This is a genomic window from Roseovarius sp. MMSF_3281 (genome assembly GCF_030733685.1).
Lineage (GTDB): Bacteria > Pseudomonadota > Alphaproteobacteria > Rhodobacterales > Rhodobacteraceae > Roseovarius.
In genome coordinates this window covers 1-22,069 of record NZ_JASHIM010000009.1, presented here as the reverse complement: position 1 = coordinate 22,069, position 22,069 = coordinate 1, and the positions used below count along the sequence as shown (strand labels likewise).

General features: G+C 62.3%; 17 protein-coding genes. 7 read left to right on the top strand and 10 right to left on the bottom strand.

Going from position 1 to position 22,069, the window contains the following annotated elements; all coding sequences use genetic code 11:
• Positions 1-3: 3 nt before the first annotated feature.
• The gene (locus RBB32_RS10590) at positions 4-6,441 is read right to left on the bottom strand and encodes a type I polyketide synthase (RefSeq protein WP_306152678.1); all 6,438 of its coding nucleotides are present in this window, start codon (positions 6,439-6,441) and stop codon (positions 4-6) included.
• Between the two features lie 276 nt (positions 6,442-6,717).
• Complete coding sequence (locus tag RBB32_RS10585; RefSeq protein WP_371931046.1) at positions 6,718-8,175, bottom strand: hypothetical protein; 1,458 nt, start codon at positions 8,173-8,175, stop codon at positions 6,718-6,720.
• Positions 8,176-8,370: 195 nt separating this feature from the next.
• Here RBB32_RS10585 and RBB32_RS10580 point away from each other — a divergent pair, with 195 nt between their 5' ends.
• Complete coding sequence (locus RBB32_RS10580) at positions 8,371-9,120, top strand: WecB/TagA/CpsF family glycosyltransferase (RefSeq protein ID WP_371931044.1); 750 nt, start codon at positions 8,371-8,373, stop codon at positions 9,118-9,120.
• On the opposite strand, the gene RBB32_RS10575 is transcribed toward RBB32_RS10580, so the two are convergent.
• From RBB32_RS10575 to RBB32_RS10550, 6 genes are read right to left on the bottom strand one after another with little or no spacing between them, the layout of a single operon-like run.
• Positions 9,121-10,074, bottom strand: a complete 954-nt coding sequence (locus RBB32_RS10575; RefSeq protein ID WP_306152676.1) for a glycosyltransferase family 2 protein — start codon at positions 10,072-10,074, stop codon at positions 9,121-9,123.
• The gene (locus tag RBB32_RS10570; RefSeq protein WP_306152675.1) at positions 10,071-11,096 is read right to left on the bottom strand and encodes a glycosyltransferase family 2 protein; all 1,026 of its coding nucleotides are present in this window, start codon (positions 11,094-11,096) and stop codon (positions 10,071-10,073) included. Before RBB32_RS10570 ends, RBB32_RS10575 begins: the two co-directional genes overlap by 4 nt.
• Positions 11,093-11,650: a hypothetical protein gene (locus RBB32_RS10565; protein ID WP_306152674.1), complete on the bottom strand. Its 558-nt coding sequence runs from the start codon at positions 11,648-11,650 to the stop codon at positions 11,093-11,095. The genes RBB32_RS10570 and RBB32_RS10565 overlap by 4 nt, the downstream gene beginning before the upstream one ends.
• Positions 11,647-12,759: an exo-alpha-sialidase gene (locus tag RBB32_RS10560; protein WP_306152673.1), complete on the bottom strand. Its 1,113-nt coding sequence runs from the start codon at positions 12,757-12,759 to the stop codon at positions 11,647-11,649. Before RBB32_RS10560 ends, RBB32_RS10565 begins: the two co-directional genes overlap by 4 nt.
• A gap of 4 nt (positions 12,760-12,763) precedes the next feature.
• Positions 12,764-13,747 carry an NAD(P)H-quinone oxidoreductase gene (locus RBB32_RS10555; protein ID WP_306152672.1) on the bottom strand — a complete coding sequence of 328 codons (984 nt, stop codon included), beginning with the start codon at positions 13,745-13,747 and terminating at the stop codon, positions 12,764-12,766.
• Between the two features lie 11 nt (positions 13,748-13,758).
• The gene (locus RBB32_RS10550) at positions 13,759-14,445 is read right to left on the bottom strand and encodes a COQ9 family protein (protein WP_306152671.1); all 687 of its coding nucleotides are present in this window, start codon (positions 14,443-14,445) and stop codon (positions 13,759-13,761) included.
• Positions 14,446-14,558: 113 nt separating this feature from the next.
• Here RBB32_RS10550 and rpsU point away from each other — a divergent pair, with 113 nt between their 5' ends.
• The gene (rpsU, locus tag RBB32_RS10545) at positions 14,559-14,765 is read left to right on the top strand and encodes a 30S ribosomal protein S21 (protein WP_005614280.1); all 207 of its coding nucleotides are present in this window, start codon (positions 14,559-14,561) and stop codon (positions 14,763-14,765) included.
• Positions 14,766-15,175: 410 nt separating this feature from the next.
• Positions 15,176-15,850, top strand: coding sequence for a hypothetical protein (locus RBB32_RS10540; protein ID WP_306152670.1), 675 nt, complete (start codon positions 15,176-15,178; stop codon positions 15,848-15,850).
• A 23-nt stretch (positions 15,851-15,873) separates the two neighbouring features.
• Here the strand turns inward: RBB32_RS10540 and RBB32_RS10535 are convergent, their stop codons facing one another.
• Positions 15,874-16,908 carry a succinylglutamate desuccinylase/aspartoacylase family protein gene (locus tag RBB32_RS10535; protein WP_306152669.1) on the bottom strand — a complete coding sequence of 345 codons (1,035 nt, stop codon included), beginning with the start codon at positions 16,906-16,908 and terminating at the stop codon, positions 15,874-15,876.
• Positions 16,909-17,038: 130 nt separating this feature from the next.
• Positions 17,039-17,692 (bottom strand): peroxiredoxin, encoded by a 654-nt coding sequence (locus tag RBB32_RS10530; protein WP_306152668.1) that lies wholly within the window; start codon positions 17,690-17,692, stop codon positions 17,039-17,041.
• Between the two features lie 135 nt (positions 17,693-17,827).
• Between RBB32_RS10530 and RBB32_RS10525 the strand changes: the two genes are divergently transcribed.
• Genes RBB32_RS10525 through RBB32_RS10510 form a run of 4 tightly spaced genes read left to right on the top strand, consistent with a single transcriptional unit; the run spans position 17,828 to position 21,978 of the window.
• The gene (locus RBB32_RS10525; protein WP_306152667.1) at positions 17,828-19,270 is read left to right on the top strand and encodes an aldehyde dehydrogenase family protein; all 1,443 of its coding nucleotides are present in this window, start codon (positions 17,828-17,830) and stop codon (positions 19,268-19,270) included.
• Positions 19,271-19,277: 7 nt separating this feature from the next.
• Positions 19,278-20,045: a glycosyltransferase family 25 protein gene (locus tag RBB32_RS10520; protein WP_306152666.1), complete on the top strand. Its 768-nt coding sequence runs from the start codon at positions 19,278-19,280 to the stop codon at positions 20,043-20,045.
• Complete coding sequence (locus RBB32_RS10515) at positions 20,042-20,890, top strand: alpha-1,2-fucosyltransferase (RefSeq protein WP_306152665.1); 849 nt, start codon at positions 20,042-20,044, stop codon at positions 20,888-20,890. Before RBB32_RS10520 ends, RBB32_RS10515 begins: the two co-directional genes overlap by 4 nt.
• A gap of 41 nt (positions 20,891-20,931) precedes the next feature.
• The gene (locus RBB32_RS10510; RefSeq protein WP_306152664.1) at positions 20,932-21,978 is read left to right on the top strand and encodes a serine/threonine protein kinase; all 1,047 of its coding nucleotides are present in this window, start codon (positions 20,932-20,934) and stop codon (positions 21,976-21,978) included.
• The last annotated feature ends 91 nt before the right edge of the window (positions 21,979-22,069 follow it).

Below are 22,069 nucleotides of genomic sequence, written 5' to 3'. Positions count from 1 at the left end.
TCTCTACTCCGCTGCGGTCACACTTTCCCACTCCGAGGCGGTCACGCCCGTCTCGGTCACTCGGGCAATTTCGGCGGACAAGTAGCGGGCCAATGCGGCGACATTAGGGTCAAGCACCATGCTATCATGATCGCCGGGCACTTCGATGACCTTCACCTTGGGCGCCCAGCGCGTCCATTGATTGTCGTCAAAGACATATTCGCGCGCCGCGCTCACCCAATTGCCGTTTGAAACCTTCCAATGCTTGTCCAACGGCGGGCGGAACAACAAAAGCGGCCCATCCCACGGTTTCAGATTGTATTGCGCCACTGCGTGACGGAAGGCCGCCTCGATCTTGTGGTTGTTAAAGCCCTGCGCGTCATCGCCTTTGGGCTGACGCTTGCGCAGCTCCCATTCAAGGCGGTTCATGGCCCATTCCTTGAAATACGCCGGCCCCTTGCGCTTGATCTCGGCCAGCTTGATCAGCGCCTTGTCGCGGCGCGACAGGCTTGGCCGCACGGGCAAGGGTGTGTCCAGCATAGCCAAAAGCGCAACCTCACCGCCTTCGGCCTTGACCTGTTGGGCCATTTCATAGGCAGTGACCCCACCGCCCGAGAAGCCCCCGAACAGATACGGGCCTTCGGGCTGCACCTGACGGATTTCCGCCAGATAATCGGCGGCAGCCTCTTCCACGCAGGTATGCGGCGCATCATCACCGATCAAGCCCTTCGCCTGCACGCCGTAAACCGGCTGATCCTCGCCCAACTGCTGCGCCAGATGGCGCAGGTTCAACACATTGCCGAACATGCCCGCCACGATAAACAAGGGCGGTTTGCGCGTGGCATCGCCTTTGTTCAGCGCCACGAGATGGGTAAAGCTTTGCACCTGTGCGGGCGCGGCCATGGCCCCGCCCTCGTCCGCATCTGCCACCGGCCCCGTCTGCGCCTCGATCCGCGCGGCAATCGTCGCAATCGTCGGCGCCTCGAACAGAACCGAGATCGGGAACTCCACCCCGAACTCCTTCTTGATCGACGCGAAAAGCCGCACCGCGATAAGGGAATGACCGCCCAGATCAAAGAAACTGTCCTCGATGCCCACCGGGCTGACGCCCAGCAATTTCTCCCACTGCTTGGCCAAAGCCTCTTCAATGGCATTGCGCGGGGCAAGGAAATCACCGTCCAGATCGGGCCGCTCGAAACTCTGGCTTTCGCCGCTTTCTGCAACCTCGCTCACCTCGGCTTGCGCGATCATCGCCTCAAGGTCCAGTGAACTGACCACGACCTGCGACAGCCCCGAGGCCATCGCCCGGCGCAGGGCCCCGGCCCCCTCGTCGGGGCGAATACCTTGGGCAATGTTGTCAAGCAACCGCTCTTCATCCGCCGACAGCGGCACCGCCGTACCACCGCCCGCAAATTCCACCTCCGAGGGCGCAATCGGCGCGGGTTTGCCGAACCCTTCGGCGCTGGCCAGACGCGTGATGCGGAAATTCTCGATCTCGACACAGACCTTGCCGCGCGCATCGCAAAGCGAAATGTCAAAGCTGGCGCTATCCTCTTGGGCCTCACCCATTCGCACCCAGCTAACAACCTCACCGGGCAGCGGGCGCAACACCCTCACCGTGCCATAAGACAAAGGCACCCAAAGGTGATTGCCCTGATATCCGGGGATCAATTCCATCGCCCAGCCGGTGGCGGGGTCCATCAAGCCGGGGTGCAGGATATAGCCTGCCTCAAGATCGCTCTTGCAAGCGTCGGGCAGGCTCAGCCGCGCCAAACCTTCACCATTGCCAAGCGCCATCTCGCGCAGCACATGCCAACGCGCGCCAAACTCCAAATGCACCTCTTGCGGGGCCTGCAAACGCCCACCGGCCTCGGCAACCAGTGGCACGGCACAGCGGCTTTCGACCGCCGCAATATCAATCCATTTCGACACGGCACCCGACAAGGGCCGCAGATTGGCCTGCGCATTCAAAACCGTGCCCTCGCGGCCCTCAACCGTGCAGGCCCCGCGCAACTCCACTTCCGGGCCATCCATGCGCAACTCAAGCGCGCGGGCCTGCCCCTCGGCCACGTCAAAGGCCCGCAGGAAATGCAGATCACTGATCTCGAAAGGCGCACTCTGGCCGCGTGCCGCCATCGCCTCGGCCACCAGTTCGATAAACCCGGTGCCGGGCAACAGGGCATCGCCCGCCTTGGTCCGGTGCCCGTCGATAACCCAATGGCGTTCGGCGCTGAAGGTGGTGCGGAACCGCGCGCCGCCCTCGGCCTCGTCCAACAAGGGCTGATCCACAGCGCGCCACACTTCCTTGGTTTCGCCCGTGCGCGTCGCCATGGCATCGGCGGCCATGCCCACCTCGGCCCAGACGCCCCAGTTGACGGCGATCACCTTGGTCGCATCGCCCTTGCGCGCCTTGGCATAGGCGTTAAGGAACTCGTTGGCGGCGGCGTAATCCACCTGCCCCGCCGGGCGCGTCACCGTACTGGACGACGCAAACAGCACCAGAACCTCAAGGCTGCCATCGGGGAACAGCCCCTCCAGCACCCGCGTGCCGGTGATCTTGGGCGCGAACACCGCGTCCATCTCGGCCTCACGCTTGGCCAGAAGCGGGCCATCGCTGATGGCACCGGCGGCATGAACGACACCTGTCACCGGCCCAAAACGTCCCTCAACCTCGGTTTTTACCTGCGCCATGTCCTGCGCATTGGCGATATCGCCTGACACGGCAATTACCTTGCCGCCCAAACCTTCCAGCTCTTGCAGCGCGCGAATACGCTTGGCCGTGGCATCATGGCTGGCATGCGCCATGAGGTAAGCCTCCCATTCCTCGCGCGCGGGCACCCCGCCTCGCGACAGAAGCGCCACATTGGCATGGTGGTTTTGCAGCAAGTCACGCGCCACGGTCTGCCCGATCCCGCCGAACCCGCCGGTGATCAGGTATGTCCCGCACTCGCGCCAAACCGGCGCTTCGCCCTCATCGGCCAGCGCAACCGGCGCATAACTCTTTTCAAACCGCTTCGCGCCCCGCAGCACCGCCTGCCAGTTGCCCGGCGTCGCAGTGATCTCTTCCAAGACCTGCCCCACCAGATCGTCGGGCAGATCAAAAGCCCGCTCAGGCGTGCGGAAAAACCCGCCCTTCACCTCACGCGGCGCAGGTAAGGCAATGTCCATGACCCCGATACTCAACCCCGGCACCTCGCGCGGGATCACCCCCGCCGAGGCCGCAACAATAGATTTCTCAGGATACGGCAATGCCTCATCGGTCAGTTGCTCGGCCCCATTGGTCACAACGCTGATATGCACCGGGGTTTCCAAGTCCCGCTCACCCAGCACCTGCGCCAGATGCGTCAGGCTAAAGACCCCATGTTCCATATTGCGATCAAAGAAACTGCTTCCGGGGCGGAATGTCTCCTCCCGCGTCACCAGCCAGAAATGTCCGATGCGCTCGGGCATTTCCCCGGCCTCGTCCAGCATGGCAAACAGGCTGTCATAGCTCGCGCGCCCCATTTCCGGCGCAAGGCTATAGCGCCCCGGCCCAAGTGCCTGCGTGGTATCGCCCGACACCACGCGCACCACCTTGTGGCCTGCAGCCTCCAAGCGCGCGGCGGCAGCCTCGGCCACCCCGGCGTCATCCATGAACATCAGCCAGCTTTGCACCGGCAAAGCCGCCAAATCCGCATTGGCCACCAATTCCGATGGGGCAAAGCGCGGCAACCACTTGGCCCGCCAGCCCCAGTCGGCCATATCCTCCTGCCGCATCAAGGCGCGGGGCGCTGTCTCAGCCACAGCCGCCGTGCCCGGTTCAATGAAATACCGCTTGCGCTGGAAGGCATAGCCCGGCAGCGGCAGGCGTTGCCGCTTGGCCTCGCCCCAAATCTGGCCCCAATCGGCCTCAACCCCACAGGCCCAAAGCCGCCCTATCACCCCCAGGAAATAGGCATCGTCGGCCATATCCTGATCCGGGTGCCGCAGGCTGCTCAGCACCTGACCGGGGGCCACATCCGGGCACATCTGGGCAAGCGAACTCAGCGCCTTGCCCGGCCCAACCTCAAGATAGACGCGCCCCGGCACTTGCGCCAGTTCACTCACACAGGCGGCAAATTCCACCCGGTTGCGCAACTGCGCGGTCCAATACTCCGGGCTGGTGGCCTCATCCACCGTCAAAACCGCGCCAGTGCGGTTCGACATCACCGGGATTTTCGGCGCGCTCAGGTTCAAACCGGCAAGGAAGCTGCGGAACTCCTCCAGGATCGGGTCCAGCATCCGCGAATGCGCGGCAATATCAATCGCCACGCGGCTGTATTCGGCCCCCATCGCCTCAAGCTTTTCGGCCAAGGCATCCAGCGCCGCATCCGGCCCGGACACCGCACTCAATTCCGGTGCATTCACACTGGCAATATCCAGATCATCGCCGACCAGCGCCTCGATCTCGGCCACCGGCAAGGAAATCGACAGCATCCCACCCTTGGGCACCGTATCAAACAGCCGCCCGCGCAGCAGGACCAGATCAATACAATCCTCGAAACCCATCACGCCTGCCAGACAGGCCGCCGTGTTTTCCCCCATGGAATGGCCAACCAATGCCGCGGGTTTCACGCCCCATGACATCCACAATTGCGCCAGCGCATAGTCCACGATCATGATCAGCGGAAGCTGCACAGAAGGCTGCTTCAAACGCTCTCGCGCCGCCTCTACCTCGCCCTCTTCGGGCATCCAGAGCGCGCGAATGTCATAGTCCAACTGCGCCTGAAGATGGTCCAATCCCCGGTCCATCCATTCGGCGAAAACCGGCTCGGTCTCATAAAGATCCCGCGCCATATCCACGTATTGCGCGCCGCCGCCGGGGAACATGAAGACCACCTCGGGCGACGTGCCCAAAGCCTCGTGGTTAAACACCCGCCGGGTATCCCCGGCCTCCAACAACTCCGCCGCCTCGATCGCGGTTTCGGCCACCAGAACCCGCCGCTTGTCAAACGCGCGCCGCCCCTCTTTCAGGGTCCATGCCACATCGGCCAAATCCACATTCGGATTGGCCCGTAAATGCGCGGCCAAAGCTTTGGAGTTGCCCTCAAGCGCCGCCTTGCTCCGCCCCGATAGGCACAGCACATGGAAGGGCCAGTCGGACTCCTCCGAGGCCCCACGCTCGGGCGCTTCTTCCAGAATGGCATGCGCGTTGGTGCCCCCAACGCCCAGAGAATTCACCCCGGCCCGGCGCGGGCTACCGCGCCCATCCCAATCGCGCAAGGAATCGTTCACCTTGAACGGGCTGGTCTCGAAATCAATCGCCGGGTTCGGCGCTTCATAGCCAAGGCTCGGCGGCATCTGTTTGTGATGCAAGGCAAGGCTGGCTTTGGTCAGGCTCGCCACCCCCGCCGCCGTGTCCAGATGGCCGATGTTCGTCTTGACCGATCCGATCCGGCAATAGCCCGTCGCATCCGTGCCACGCCCAAAGGCCTCACTCAACGCCGACACCTCGATCGGATCGCCCAGATAGGTGCCCGTGCCGTGGCATTCCACGTAATCCACGGTCTCGGGCGACACGCCCGCGTTGTCCAAAGCTTTCGACACCGCCGCCGCCTGCCCATCCACCGAAGGGGCCAGATAGCTGGCCTTGTCCGCCCCGTCGTTATTGACAGCAGACCCCCGGATCACCGCCCAGATGTGATCGCCATCCGCCACGGCATCGCTCAACCGGCGCAGGGCGACACAGCCCGCGCCGCTGCCAAAGACCGTGCCCTTGGCGCGATGGTCAAAGGCATGACAATGCCCATCGGGCGACAGTATCTCGTTTTCCTTGAAAACATAGCCCCGGCCATGCGGCAACTCGATGGTCACACCACCGGCCAGCGCCATATCGCAATCGCCCTGCCGCAGCGCGTTACAGGCATAATGCACCGCCACCAACGAGGTCGAACAGGCCGTCTGGATGTTGATGCTCGGCCCCTTGAGGTCGAGGATATGACTGATCCGCGTGGCCAGAAAATCCTTGTCGTTGCCCGTGTGGCGCAACAGGAACATGCCCACATCGTCCATCAGGCCCGGATTGGAACAGATGTTGAAATAGAAATAGCTGCCCATGCCACAGCCGGCATAGACGCCGATATCGCCCTTGAACCGCTCCGGCATATGGCCGGCGTTCTCCAACGCGCCCCAGCTGACTTCCATGAACTTGCGGTGCTGCGGGTCAAGGATTGCCGCCTCCTTGGCGGAAAAGCCAAAGAAATCGGCGTCGAACTCGTCAAACGCCGCCATGCGCGCCGCCGAGGCCACGTAATCCTTGTGGTGCATCCGCTCGGGCGACTCACCCGCGGCAAGCAAAGCCTCTTCGTCCAGGGCCTCGATCGATTCGACCCCGTCACGAAGGTTTTCCCAAAATGTGTTGGCCGTAGGTGCCCCGGGCAAATCAACCGCCATCCCGACGATCGCAATCGGCTCGTCAGCACCCGATTGCTTTTGCTCGGACATTACCCACTCATTACTCGCATTCAACATGTCTTCAGACCTGCAAATGCCCCCGCATCATCATATACGACTTTACCAAAAAACACCAAAGCCGCGAGGCAGAACACAAAACAAGCCTTCCCCTTAATTGATTGTTTTTACAGTGTTTTTATTTTTCCATCACAGGTTGCAGCAGGTGCACCCAGCAACGATTATCATACATTATACAGAATTGTTCCTTGATAGGGAACAATCCGCCACATTTGAGATACCCGGCAACCACAAGCAGCAGAATCGCCTCTAGAGAACTGTACGCCGCCCGGGTTTACGCGGGCCACGCCCGATTACCGGGCCATCCGCGAACAATGGCCGCGGGGCTTCTTCGGGGCCCAGGCGCAACCGCTCAGCATAGCCCAGAACCGCCCCCGCCAATAGCCACATGATCGGCACCAGCGTATCGTTCAACAACATATCCACCATGGTCACCCCCAGAATCAGGGCCAAGGGCGCGGCAAAGGGCGACAGGCTCCGCCCGGCTTTGTGCATCCGGGTGAAAAGGAACAGCATCGGCAGTGCCAAAAGCCCCATTTCACACAGGTATCCGACCCAACCGAAAGTCCCGAAAGTCAAAATCCACCGGCCATCCGGGATCGACAGGATTTCACCGGTTTCGCTATGCCGGACAAGGTTCCGGCCCCAACCGCCCCAGCCGAACAAGTCTTTCTCATGCGCCCGCTGCAACAACGCATTTTCATTGTCGAACCGATAGCCCAATGAATGCGCCCGGTCCGGGCTGATCGCCTCGGCCTGCGCAAGGATCGCGTCCAGCGGAATAACCCCAAAGTTTCGCAACATCGGCCATGAAATCGCGATCATGGCCAGGACCACAGCCAGCAAGGCTTGCCATCTTTGCGGGGCAAGGAAGACAACAGGCACAAGACCCAGCGCATAAAGCTGCGAGGCAAGGCTTTTACACAGGTAAAGCACCACCAAAAGGTAGACCACGGCCACCATCCATCGCCGCTGCTCCTGCCCTTGGGTATTTCGCGCCAAGGCCACCGCCGCCACCAGCGCCGTGACCATGAACAACGCCAGCCACAGGGCATGGGGCAGGAAAACGATGGGCCGGAACCCCCCGTCGCGCATCATCTGCGCGAAACTGTGCTGGAAAAATCCGTAAATCCACGTGTTCAACTGCGGGCTAAAGCGGATCTCGAGAAGCGCGGGGAGGGAATAGGTCAACCCGCCAATCGCAAAGGCCAGGGCCAGTTCCCGCAACCCCTTGTCGCTGCCCAGATAAAACCGCCCCAGCAGAAAAGGCAGCAATACGATCACCTGATTGGACAGGACCGAAGCCATGTCGATCAACCGCAAGCCCGGCAGGCTCCCGGTTTCAAACCGAATCGGGGCGGCCTGCGCCATAATTTCGAACACGATCGGCTCGCGGTTCGTCAAAACCGTCGGAATCGCCACCAGGATATAGCCAAGCACCAAAACGGCCGCCAAGAAAGACCGCGGCCAGATGCGCACATTGTCCTTCAGGATGAACACGGCACAGGCAAAGGCGCAAATGCTGGAGATCGAGAACTTGTCCATGTCCGGCACCAGGGGCAGGTCAAACTCCGCAATCGGCGGCAGCACCAGATAAGCACCAAGAATGGTCCAGATCACCGCACGCTCGGGGGGCAACCGCTTGAACAGCAGCACGCTGACCAGCGGCCAAAGCATCAAGGCGAGATAGGCAATCGGGTTGGGCATATCGGTGTTATAGCGTCCTGCGCGGGCCTCTTGAGGCGGCACGATACCACCCCGCCGCGCCCGCGTCGCCCCTCATGTTGCGGGATAAACCGTTTCGCATTCGGCAATGGCCCGCCTGCAACGCCGCTCTGGCCATACCCCGCATTTGCCCCTAGAAGATGGCCCCGGGGGCCACGTGGTATCGGAGTATTTTCAGTGCAATTCGCCTTCCGCGATCAGGTCATCACCGTCAACCGCCCCACCCGTGCGGGCCTCATGGCCGATATCCGCCAAAAGCTTGAGGCGCGCGAAGGTTTCGCGCTGGCCACCATCAACCTTGACCACATCGTCAAGATGAACGCCTCCCCCGCCTTCACTCAGGCCTACGCGGCCCAAGATCTGGTTGTGGCCGATGGCTGGCCCATCGTGACGCTCTCGCGCATTGCCCGCAGGCCGGTTGAGTTGATGCCCGGCTCCGAACTCATCGTGCCGCTTTGCGAATTGGCCGCCGAAACCGGCCGCCCCGTGGGTTTCGTCGGCAGCACCGAAGACACGCTGACCAAGGCCGCGCAAACCCTCATGGATCAAATCCCCGGCCTCACGGTGGCCTATACCCAGGCCCCCGCCATGGGCTTTGACCCAGAAGGCGAATCCGCCGCGCAAATCTGCGCCGATCTGCAGGCAAAAGGCATCGCGCTTTGTTTCCTCGCCCTTGGTGCGCCGAAGCAGGAAACCCTTGCCGCCCGTGGGCGCGGCCTTGCCCCGAACACCGGCTTTGCCTCCATCGGCGCGGGCCTCGATTTCATCGCAGGCCACCAACGCCGCGCGCCGCTTTCGGTCCGCAAATTGAAAATGGAATGGCTCTGGCGCGCGCTTTCCAGCCCTCTGCGCCTTGGCCCCCGCTACCTCAAATGCCTTGCCGTCCTGCCGGGGCGTATGCTTGAGGCACGGCGCAACCGCGCCTGACTACTTGTATTCCACAAGCCCCTGTTTGCGCCCCCGCAAACGCGACAGGTAATAGCCCAGCGCGCCCTGCGCCTCGGCAAACTTGCCCAGCACATTGAAAAAGGCCCGGGCCCAATCCCTGTCACGCAGGGCCAGCCGCACCACCTGCGCCGGATAGGCCAGCGCCAAGACCAATGCCAACCAAGGCGATACCAGCAACGCCCCCAGAATCACCAAGGGCAGCACCGCGCCCCACAAAAGCGCCCGCCGGGTCTCGCGCAGCCAATGCCGCTCGGGCGGCGCACCATGCAGGGCCGCGCCTTCGGCAAAGGCATGGCCCGCCCGCTTGCTCCGCTTCCACCACTGGCCAAAGCGCGTCATCGCGGCGTCATGCCATGTCATTTCCGCATCCAGCCGTTCAATCCGCCACCCCGCCGCGCGCAACCTGACACAAAGCTCGGGCTCCTCCCCGGCGATCAGATCACCGTTGTAGCCATCCACGGCGCGCAGGGCCTCGACCCGCATCATGGCATCCCCGCCACAGGCCAAGGCCGGGCCAACCGGCGTATCCCATTCCGCATCGCACAGCCGGTTGAAGACACTCGCCCCCGGAAAGCGTTCCCGCCGCCGCCCACAGACCACGGCAAGCCCCTCATCGTCTTGCAACCGCGCCAGGCCCGTGTCGATCCACCCCGCGCGCAACGTGCAATCCCCATCCAGAAACTGCACCAGTTCCGCGCCCTCGATCCGGGCCACACCCGCATTGCGCGCCCGCGCCGCCGTAAAGGGCTGGTCCCTGTCCAGATCGACCACCTCGGCGCCATAATCCCGTGCCGCCTCGATGCTCCCGTCGGTGGAGCCTGAATCGACGTAAATCACTTGCCCCACGCCCTTGGGCAAGGCGTCCAAACAGGCCAGGAACCGCGCGCCCTCGTTACGGCCAATGATGACAATCGCCAAGCGTCCAAGGCTCATGTCTCACCCTCCAGATACCGCGAATACCCCTCGGATCGCACCATGAACCCTTCGGCCTCCAGCGCCGCAAATCCCTGATCCTCACGCGCCGCGTCCGACCACAGGCTCAGCCCCGCATCATCCAAAGCCGCCAACCGCTTGGCGTCCTCGCCATGCACACTCACCCCGCGCGCCAGCTTATCGGCATCCCGCGCGGCCGCATCGCCCGCGAACTTGTAGTGCCGGATGAGGCCCGTGAATTCCGCACAACTCACCCCGGCACTGGCGTGCGGATGCACCCCCGGTTGAACCCCTTCCCCCACGAAGACAAGCGGATGCTTGGTCAGGCAACAGGCCTCGCCAAAGACACGGCCCCGCAGCCCGCCAAACATCACCTTGATACGGTCATCGGTCACCCGGTTTTGTCCCAAGGCAAAACGAAACGACACCTCCGGCGAATGGTAGTCATACCGATCCATGCCCCGCAGATCGTGAAACCGAAACCGCTCCACACACTCGGAAAAGCTCCACCCGGCCGCCGCCCGCAAGGGGCCTTCGGGGAACATCTCCAACATCTGCGCCACCAGCGCCGTTTGCCCCAGCCGCTCCATGTAACGCACCAGTCCGGGTAAGCCGATCCGCTCGGCCCCTTCAAAGGTAAACTGCTCATCCATATCGGCATAAAGGCACCAACGCCCCGCGCAATGCACCTTGGCGGCATGGTTGCGAAACCGGTTTTCCACCTCGCGCCATGGCAGGGTCGATTGCAACACCACGCAATCGGCCTCCCCCGCCAAGCGCTCCAAGGTGCCATCGCTTGACCCATTGTCGCAAAAAACAAAGCCCGCGGCCCCCAAGGCCCGGTAATAGCGCAGGAACTCGTCAAGGTAATACGCCCCGTCCCGCACCAGCGCGACAACCACCACGTCACCGGGTTCACCCAAAGGCCCCGTCGTGCCTTGCACATGCCGCAAGGACCACGCAAACCGCCGCCCCTCACGCCAGCGCCGAATCCGGCGCGATAGTTTCTCCAAAAGGCTCATCCGCCCAAGGCCCGTTGGACCAGGACGATAACCGCCACCGGCACCATCATCACATGCAGCACGTAATCAAACCAATTGCTGCTGCCCCATCCCATGACCCAGGCCACCTGCCCCAAGACCGCCACCAGCGGAAGAAACGGGTTGCCCGTCAAAGCGCCGTAAAGGCAGATCGCCAAAACCATCACGCCCACAGGCACCGGCGCATAGCCCAACCTGTAAGGGTCCACCGGGAAAACCCCCATCGAAGCGGCCAGGAATGCCACGTAAAGCCCAAGAAAAACGACGATCTCAAACGTCCCGAACGGCACCACCGGCAAGCCCAAACCGCCGCCCATATGCCGCAAGGCTAGGGCCGGCAGCATCGCCCCGAAAGGTGCCAGCACGGCCACCAATCCACCGGGCATCAAGGTGTCACGCGCGACAGCCACCACCGCCAATGCCACCACAGCGCCCAAACCCACGGCCACCCAAGGGGCCACAACCCATCCGGCCAGCGCAAATACCACCCAAGCCAGCACGATGCCCAAAGCGATATTCGCCAGAATCCCGCTCATTGCGCCGCCACCCATGCCGCGTTGAACACGACCGCCCGAATGCCGCGCTTGGTGTCATGGGAATAGGTCAGCAAGAACTGCTCCCCGACCCGCCGCAACATTGGATAGCGCGCCCCGGCCGTGTCCGGCTCCAAGACTGTGACAACCTTCCATGTCGCGCCTTCATCCTCCGATGTCAAAAGCCGCAAATCGCCCGCGCCCTCAACATCATTGGCCGCCATCAGGATACGCCCATCGCCCAAACCCACCGCCGCCACCGGCGCGCTTGGGTTCGCCATCCCGGTCTTTTCCGCCACGCTCCAGCTTTGCCCGCCATCTTGCGTCCGCGATATCCACAGCCGGTCCGAGCGGTCGAAATCCCGCAAGAAGGCCACCGCCCGCGCCTCGTCCAGCGGCACGATCATCGGCTGGATCATCTTGCCCGGTCCGGTGATCCGCCGGGTATCGCGCACCCGGCCCTCCGCGCCAAAGCGCACCAATGTCCCATGCGTGCCGCCCATCTCGAAATACGCGGGCAAGGCATGGCTTCCATCCGCGTAGACCACCATCGGCGACTTCACCAAATGCGACCGGTTAAGGAAGGGCGACAGGTTCAGCTTCCGCGCCGAAACCGGGCCACCTTCCCCCATCTGCACATCCGCGACCGAGGCCATGGCCCAACCGCCAACCGAAACCACCGTGGCAAAAACCGACGCCTGCCGCGCCTCGTTCTCCACCACATTGCCCAGTGTGACCACCAACTGCCGCGGCTCCATCGCCGCGCCCAATTCATCCCGCGTAAAATAGGCCGCAGACTCGCCCGCCTGCCAGCCCTCCGGCCCAAGGGTCAAAGCCACACTGTGAATATCCACATCCGGCTGCGCCTCGGCGGAACCTTCAAACCAAACAATCCGCGCGCCGCCCTCTTCAACCACGATAGCAGGCGCATGGGCCACGCCCTCGGACGCCTTGTAATCGAACACCCGCTCAAGAACCGGGGCGCCGACAGGGGCCACCGCCGCAGGCAGGGCAAAACGCCACTCCAAGGGCCGGTCACGCCACACCGCGTAACCGCTCAACAGGACACTGACCAAACCCAGCGCCAGAAGCCCAAGATGCAGCGCGCCCAAGGCCTCAGCCCACCTTCATCACGATCTTACCGATATGCGCGCCGCCCTCCATATGGGCATGCGCCGCCGCCGCCTCGGACAGCGGGAATTCCGAATCCATCACCGGCGCCACACGCCCGGCCTCCAACAGCGGCCAGACATGGGCGCGCAAACCCTCGGCAATCTCGGCCTTGGCTTGGTCACTCTGCGGGCGCAACGTACTGCCGGTGATCGTCTGCCGCTTCATCATCAAGGGCGCGAAATTCACCTCCACCTTGGGGCCTTGCAAGAAAGCGATCTGCACCAACCGCCCTTCCATGGCCAAGGCCTTGAGGTTGCGGGGCAAATACGACCCGCCCACCATATCCAGGATCAGGTCGGCCCCACCTTCGCCTTTCAGAACCTCGACGAAATCCTCATCGCGGTAGTTAATCGCGCGCTCCGCACCCAATTCAACACATTTGGCGCATTTCTCGTCCGAGCCGGCGGTGGCAAACACCCGCGCCCCCATCACTTGGGCCAGCTGAATGGCCGTCGTGCCAATCCCGCTCGACCCACCATGCACCAAGAACCGCTCACCCGCTTTCAACCCGCCACGCTGAAAGACATTCGACCAGACGGTGAAAAAGGTCTCGGGCAGGCAGGCCGCCTCGCGCATCCCCATGCCCTCCGGCACCGGCAAACAATGCGCCGCAGGGGTGGCCACGTATTCGGCATATCCCCCACCGGGCAGAAGCGCGCAAACCTTGTCGCCCACGGCCCAACCGCTCACGCCTTCCCCAAGCGCGACGATCTCGCCCGAGGCTTCAAGCCCCGGCAAATCGCTGGCCGTGGGGGGCGGGGCGTACATCCCGGCCCGCTGCAAGGCGTCGGGGCGGTTCACACCGGCCCATTCCACCTTGATCACAACCTCGCCCACACGCGCCTCGGGCACCGGGCGCTCGCACATCTGCAACACCTCTGGCCCGCCGGGCTTGGTGATCTCCACGGCGTTCATCGTCTGGCTCATTCCGCTCTCCCTCACTCGCCGCGCCACTGGCCCGGCATATCGTGCCGCGCATTTGCCTGCGGCGCGCGCACCTTGTCCAATATCTTCAACGGCCCGGCAAACACTTGGCTCAACAGCTTGTTGTCGCGCACCTGTGCCTTTACCTTCTCAAACTGCATCACGTCGTCAATCCGCCGGTCCAGAAACTCCCACGTCGCCTGATGCCCCGGGCTGTCATCCCCCAACCAATAAAGCACGGTCGAGGAATAGACCCCCGACAACGTCGCGCGCTTGGTGTACCAGTTCACATCCTCCGAGGTATCGCCAAGTGCGGTCCAAATCTTGTCGCAGGTGCCCCAGATCGCCTTGGCCCCGTCACCCGCGTATTGCGGCAAGGCAAACAGCGTCACACCACGCTGCACCAACTCGCGGTCCTCGACCGCCTCCAGACGTGCCTGCACGGCAAATGCCACCCGGTCGCGAAACCGCATCTCGCTCAGGTCCGTGGCCGTCAACCGCTCCAGCATCAAGGCATCGCCTTCCGCATGATAAGCCAAGGCAAGGTCAACCGCCCCACGCGGGCAGACCGCCTCGGCCACACCGGGGGCAACACCGGCATCGGTCACCGCCGCCTGAAATGTCGCCGCACTCCATCCATCGAATGGCACATGCAGTTTCGCCGCCTCCAGCAGCGCGTTTATCGTCTCGCGGTCGGACATCTCGGTACCTCCACAGGCTTTGCGCATCACCCTAGACAAAAGAATGACGCTTTGCTATACGGCCACTTCCTGCAATTCCATGCAACATCAACTTAGAAAGGTGGTGACACCACATGCAGGTTAGTGTTCGCGACAACAATGTCGATCAGGCGCTCCGCGCCCTGAAGAAAAAGCTGCAGCGCGAAGGCGTGTTTCGTGAAATGAAGCTCAAGCAACATTTCGAGAAACCCTCCGAGAAAAAAGCGCGCGAGAAAGCTGAAGCGATCCGCCGTGCCCGTAAACTGGCACGCAAGAAAGCCCAGCGCGAAGGTCTGCTCTAAGACCTCTCTCACAGCGAGGACACGAGAAATCAGACGACCCCCGGGCAGCCGCTTCGGGGGTTTGTCATTTCCCGGCCCCAGGGTGCGCAATCACCGCGCATTATCCCGCCGGGGCGCCCATCACTTCGGTCCCCGCGAAGAAGGCCGTCAGGGCTGATAAGCGGCGCGCGCGAAAACGTACGAAACCCCCGTACGTTTCGTACGACTCGTACGGTGCGCTTTCGCAACCCACCTGACCCAAGAACACCTGGGTCGACTTGCGGCAATCAAACGGCGGGGCGTCCCGCTGATATCTCAGGTTCGCAGGTTCAGGACATGCGCGGTGTCCTGCCCCCCTTGCCACCGCCCCCTTGCCGGATACGCCGCCGTGCGGTAACGCAACGCCACTCCCAATCGCGACAGGATCCGCCATGCAACGCCTCAACACCGCCGATCAGCTTCTTTTCGGTCTGGCCTATGCCAGCCTGCTTTTCACGCTGCTTTATTATGTCACCGGCTTCGTGCAGCAATTCCATGACGGTTTCGCCCAAGAGGACGGCCCCATCGAATGGTCCACCGCGATTTTCCTGTTTATTTCCAGTCTGGTACTGGCGCGGCGCAGCCTCGAACAGGCCCGCAACGGCGCATGGGTCGCCACCCTTCTGGTCGCTCTCTACGCGCTTTTGTTCTTCTTCGCCTCGGGCGAGGAAATCTCATGGGGTCAGCGCGTCTTTGGCTGGGAAACGACCGAGTTTTTCGCCGAGAACAACTACCAGAACGAAACCAACCTGCATAACCTCGTGATCGGCGAACAACAGCTTGCCAAGACCCTCTTCGGGAGCGTCCTGACAACCGTGTTGCTGCTCTATCTCGTGGCACTGCCGCTGATGTACACCCGCTTCAACTGGGTCAAAACTTTCGCCGATGCCCTCGCCATTCCCGTTCCCGGCCTGCGTCATGCGGCCCTTGCCTTCGGGGCCAGCCTGTTCATCGCTGTCGTTGACCTGCCCCGCAAATGGGAAGTGTACGAGTTCATCTTCAGCGTGGTCGCACTATCTATTTTCATCGCGCCCACCAATTCAGATCGCTTTGATCCAATGGCCTAACGGGTCTCAAGGCGCTGAACTTGCTATATTATTTCATCTTCGTCGAATAGTGGGGCGGCCTCCATGTGGCCGTTGATCCCCTCCAGGGCCTGCTCGGCACGCGGGGTCGATGCCACGTGAAACAGGGCATCCCCCTCGTAAACCGTGGGCATATTGGTGCGACCGATGACAATCCCCTCGTGGTCGCACGTCACCTCGCTCTCCACTTCCCCGAAAGGGTCCGAAATAGCCCCCAGAACGGTGCCGGGCGACACCCTGTCGCCAATCCCGTGGTAACCACGGAACAGCCCCCCCGCCGGGGCGCGATACCACGTGGAATCACTGCATAAAACAGGCGCGCCGCGCGTCTTTGGAACGCCTTTCTTCGCGATCATTCCAAGATGGTTCATGACCCGCAGGATGCCCGTAGCACCGGCACGCGCGGCCAGTTCGTCAAACCGCTGCCCTTCGCCGCCTTCGTAAAGCAGAACATCAACGCCCGCCTCCTCGGCCGCCATCCGAAGCGAACCTTCCCGCAGGTTCGATTGCATCATCACCGGCGCCCCGAAGACCCGGCCCAATTCCATCAACCGATCATTGCCCGCCGTCAGCCGGATTTGCGGCAGGTTGGTTCGCTGCACCGCCGCCGAATGCAGATCAATCCCCACATCCGCCCGGCTGACCACCTCGCGCATGAAAATATGCGCCAGACGCGAGGCCATCGAGCCTTCGCTAAGCCCCGGAAAGCATCGGTTCAGGTCGCGCCGATCCGGTAAGTATCTGGAATGGTTATGAAACCCGAAGGTATTGACGATCGGTACAGCCAGCAGCGTGCCCGCCATGTTTTTCAGTGACCCGGCTTTCAAAAGCCGCCGGACAATCTCGACCCCGATCACCTCATCGCCGTGAATCGCGGCCGAGACAAACAGAACCGGCCCCGGTTTCTTGCCGTGCACCACATGCACCGAAAGGTGCACCGGCGTATGGTCCGACAGGGTGCTGACAGGGATATCCACCGTCTGCCGGGTGCCCGGCGCAATGGTTGACCCGTTTATCTTGAAGGATTCACGCTTTGCCATCTGCTTAACCTCTTACAACCTGGCCAAAGCCCTTAGGCAAGTTTTGCGGCCCTGTCCATCATGAGGCCCTGACAGGCAACAAGAAACCCCGCCACAACGGGCGGGGTTTCGCATGAAAAAGCTTTGAAAATCAGGCCTTGAGCTTGGCCTTGCGCAGATAGGGCAGCACGGTTTCAAAGCTGCCATATTTCGCCGTGGCGTCCTCGTCGCTGACCGCCGTGGGGATGATCACATCCTGCCCAACGGTCCAGTTTGCGGGCGTCGCCACGTTCTCTTTCGCGCTGGTCTGCAGGGCATCCAAGGCCCGCAGAACCTCGGCAAAGTTGCGGCCCACGGTCATCGGATAGGTCATCGACAGCTTCAGTTTCCTGTCAGGCCCGATGATGAAAACACTGCGCACCGTGGCACTATCGGCGGGCGTCCGCCCGTCGGGCAAATAGGCCTCGGCAGGCAGCATATCAAAGGCTTTCGACAGCTCCAGCCCCTCGTCGGCCACAATCGGAAAGCCCGCTTCGGCCCCGCCAACCTTCTCGATATCGCCTTTCCATTTCTTGTGATCATCAACACCATCCACGGAAACGCCCATCACCTTGCAACCGCGTTTTTCCCACTCATCGGCCAGTTGCGCCACCGCGCCGAATTCAGTGGTACACACGGGTGTGAAATCCTTGGGATGCGAAAACAGGATGGCCCAGCTATCGCCGACCCAGTCATGCAAGCTCAGTGTGCCCTGATCGGTTTCGACGGTCAGATTGGGAATTTCATCGTTGATACGCAGTGCCATAGCGACATGTCCTTTTCTGCTTGCAGTTCGCCCCGGTTCGGAATTTGATCAAATCCAAGGGCGAGTGTCCTTTTTCCAACCTTGCAGGTCGGCATTTTCCCTGACAAAGTGCCGCCGAATTCACGGAGGTCCACCATGATCGAGAAACGCGACTTCTACATAAACGGTGCTTGGGTAAAACCAAGTGCGCCAAATGATCACAACGTGATCGACCCCTCCAACGAGGAGGCCTGCGCGGTCATCTCCTTGGGGTCTCTGGCCGATACCGATGATGCCGTTGCCGCAGCCAAGGCCGCCTTCCCCGCTTGGGCCGCCACCTCGAAAGAGGATCGCATCGCGGCCTTGCAACGCATCTATGACGCCTACAAGGAACGGGCCGAAGATATGGCCCAGGCGATCAGCCTTGAAATGGGTGCCCCTATCGACATGGCGCGCCAACAGCAGGCCGGTGCCGGTCTGGGCCACATGAAGGCCTTCCTGACCGTCGCCAAGGATTTCGAGTTCATCGAACCCTTGGGTGACCACGCCCCCAACGACCGTATCATTCACGACCCGATCGGCGTGGTCGGTATGATCACACCTTGGAACTGGCCGATGAACCAAGTCACCCTCAAGGTTGCCGCCGCGCTTGTGGCGGGCTGCACCATGGTTCTCAAGCCCTCCGAAGAATCGCCCCTGTCGGCGGTGATCTTCGCGGAAATCGTTGACGCCGCCGGGCTGCCCGAAGGTGTGTTCAACATGGTCAACGGCGATGGCGCGGGCGTTGGCAGCCAACTGACCGCCCACCCCGACGTCGATATGATCTCTTTCACCGGGTCGTCCCGCGCGGGCAAGATCATTACCAAGACCGCCGCCGACACCCTCAAACGCGTCAGCCTTGAACTGGGCGGCAAAGGGGCCAACCTGATCTTCGCCGATGCCGATGAAAAGGCCGTCAAACGCGGGGTGCTGCACTGCATGAACAACTCGGGCCAATCCTGCAACGCCCCCACCCGGATGCTGGTGCAGCAAGAGGTTTACGACCAAGCCGTTGAAACCGCGGCTGAAATCGCCAACAATCTTGAGGTCGGCTCCTCCCACGAGGAAGGCCGCCACATCGGCCCGGTGGTGAACGAGGTGCAGTTCAACAAGATCCAGGACCTGATCCAAAAAGGCATAGACGAAGGCGCGCGCCTAGTGGCGGGCGGCACGGGCCGCCCCGATGGCCTCAACCGGGGTTTTTACGTCAAACCGACGGTCTTTGCCGATGTGAACAACGACATGACCATCGCGCGCGAGGAAATCTTTGGCCCGGTCCTGTCGATCATCCCGTTTGAAAGCGAGGAAGAGGGCCTGAAAATTGCCAATGATACGCCCTATGGCCTGACCAACTATGTCCAGACCCAAGACCCCGCCCGCGCCAATCGCGCGGCCCGCGCCCTGCGCTCGGGCATGGTGGAAATGAATGGTCAATCGCGCGGCATGGGCGCGCCCTTCGGCGGGATGAAGCAATCTGGCAACGGGCGCGAAGGCGGCAAATGGGGCATCGAGGACTTCCTCGAAGTCAAGGCCGTCTCCGGCTGGACCGAAGGCGCCTGACCTGTCGATGAAGACGCGCGCCTACGTGTTGCACCTCGAACGGGCCACGGCCCGCCGTGCCAATGCACAGGCGCTACTGGACACCTGCGGGCTGGAGGGAGAAATCTGGCCCGCGGTGGACGGGGCGCAATGCCCCGCCGACGAGATCGAAAATGCGGTGGGCACGGGCCTTTTTGACCCGCCCTACCCCTTCCCCCTCAAAACCGGCGAAGTGGGATGTTTCCTGTCGCACCGGGCGATCTGGGCCGATATGCAACAGCGTCAGGCCGACGCGGCCCTGATCATCGAGGATGACGCTGGCCTTGACCCCAAGAGCTTTGCAAAGGCCTTTGACCTTGCTCAGCGCCACATCGGCAGTCTGGGCTATATCCAGTTTCAGACACGTCCGCAAAAGGGCCCGGTCACGGCAATCGACCACGCTGGCGACATGGCCCTGATCGTGCCGCAACTGGGCGGGCTGCGCACAACCGCGCAACTGGTCAGCCGTGAAACCGCCGCGCATCTTCTGGCCCGGTCATCGCCCTTTGATCGCCCCGTGGATACCTTCGTGCAAAGCCATTGGCACACCGGGTTGCGCCCGGCGATGATCTTCCCCTCGGGCATCGCGGAAATCGCCGGTCAACTGGATGGATCGACAATTCAATCCAGCCAGAAATCCTTGCGCGAACGGCTGTCGCGCGAATGGCACCGGGGCCGGTTTCGCCGGAGGGTCGCGCATTCGTCCGAACGCAGCCGCGCACCGGCCACCGGCGGCATAGCAGGAGGTCCCGCATGATCATTTCCCGCCTCTTCGGCGGTGCCGGAAACCAGCTTTTCCAATATGCCGCCGCCCGCGCCTTGGCCGATCACCTCGGAACCGATCTGGCATTGGATTCGCGTTACATTGCAGGCTCGGCAGATCGTGGCGATTGCTTCGGCCATTTCCGGAACGCCCGCTTCACCCGCACCGACAACTTGCCCCCCGCGAAATCCGACGGGGCACTACGCTACACGCTTTGGCGCTACCTCGGGCGCAACCCGCGTTTTCACAGGGAAAAATCGCTTGGCTTCGAGCCGGCCTTTTTCGACCTGCCCGATCAGACCTACCTGCACGGCTACTGGCAGTCCGAGAAATACTTTCAATCCATCGCCGCTCAGCTGCGCAAGGATTTACAGTTCACCACCGAGCTTGACGCCCCGAACAAGGATATGGCCGTGCAGATTGCGCAGGCCCCCTGCCCCCTAGCCCTGCATGTCCGGCGCGGTGATTACGTGGCCTCGGGGGCCTATGCCGCCTGCACACCCGACTACTATCGCGCCGCAGCGCGCCACGTGGCCAAGCAAACCGGCGACACACCAACCTGCTTTGTCTTCTCCAACGATCCCGCCTGGGCACGCGACAACCTTGCGCTTGGCTTTGACACAGTCGTGGTCGACCACAACGACGAAACCACCGGCCATTTCGACCTTTATCTGCAGACCCTCTGCGCCCACAACGTGATTGCCAACTCCACCTTCTCGTGGTGGGCCGCATGGCTGAACGACAGCCCCGGCAAATGCGTTGTCGCCCCGAAGGATTGGTTCGCCCCCGGCCACGCACAGAACCCCGATATTTACCCGGCATCTTGGCACAGGCTTTAACACCGCTTCCCCAGCGGCCCGAAAGCCACTAAGAGGGCGCCATGCAAGTCACCCCCGATATCGCCAAGGCCCGTTTCCTGCCGCAAACCGTGCACAAGCGCGATATCTTTTCCGAAACCATTTCCGGCACGCTTGAAGGCTACCCCGATTTCCCGGTGGTCCTGCGCAAACTCGACACCGTGCCGGTCTACGCCAAACCCATCGCTTGGGCCTTGGCCCGCAAGGAAATCAAGGGCCTGCGCGCCGTCCAAGGCATCGAAGGTTGCCCCATCTTGGTGCGCGTCGATAAAACCGGCCTGCTGCGCAGTTGGACGAAGGGCACGCCGCTGCAACTGGCCAAGCCCACCGATCCCGCGTGGTACCGCGACGCCAAGCGCCTCCTGCGCGAGATGCGCCGCGCGGGCGTCACGCACAACGACATCGCCAAACCCCAGAACTGGCTGATGACACCCGACGGCCGCGCCGCCGTGATCGACTTTCAACTCGCCTCCAGACATCGCCGCCGGGGTAAGCTCTTCCGCGTCATGGCCCGCGAAGACCTGCGCCATTTGCTGAAACAGAAACGCGCCTACGCGCCGCAGCTCCTGACGCCATCGGAAACCCGGATGCTGACGCAAAAGGCCCTGCCCTCGCGCATCTGGATGGCCACCGGCAAGCGGTTTTACAATTTCATCACCCGCCGCCTGATGAACTGGTCCGACGGCGAAGGCACCGAAGACCGGATCGAACGCGACGGTCCTGCTTTGCGCAGCGCACTCATGGCGCATCCGCAGGTGACCGAGGTTGCCCTCTGCACCTATGCCCTGCCTGCCAAGGGCGTGGGGCTCTATGCCTTCGTCGAAACATCCCTACCGCTGGCGGAACTGGAAACCCTCTGCCCCACCCCAAGGCCCGAACTCATCCAACCGGTCGAAACCCTGCCCCGCGATAGTAACGGCAGCCTGCGGATGGAGGCGCTGACCCTCATCGCCACAAACCGCCTCGACGAACTCGAAGAATTGCAGAAACAAGACCCCGAACTGAGAGCCCCCTTCAAACCCATCATCGCCGAGCGTCTCAATCTCACCGACCGGGTCTTGCGCAGCTGAACCGCTTCATCTTTCCCAAAATACTCTCGCCGAAGGCCCCCGCCTGCCACGGGCACGCGGCCAATCACCCTGTCCAAGGCCCCTTTGCCCC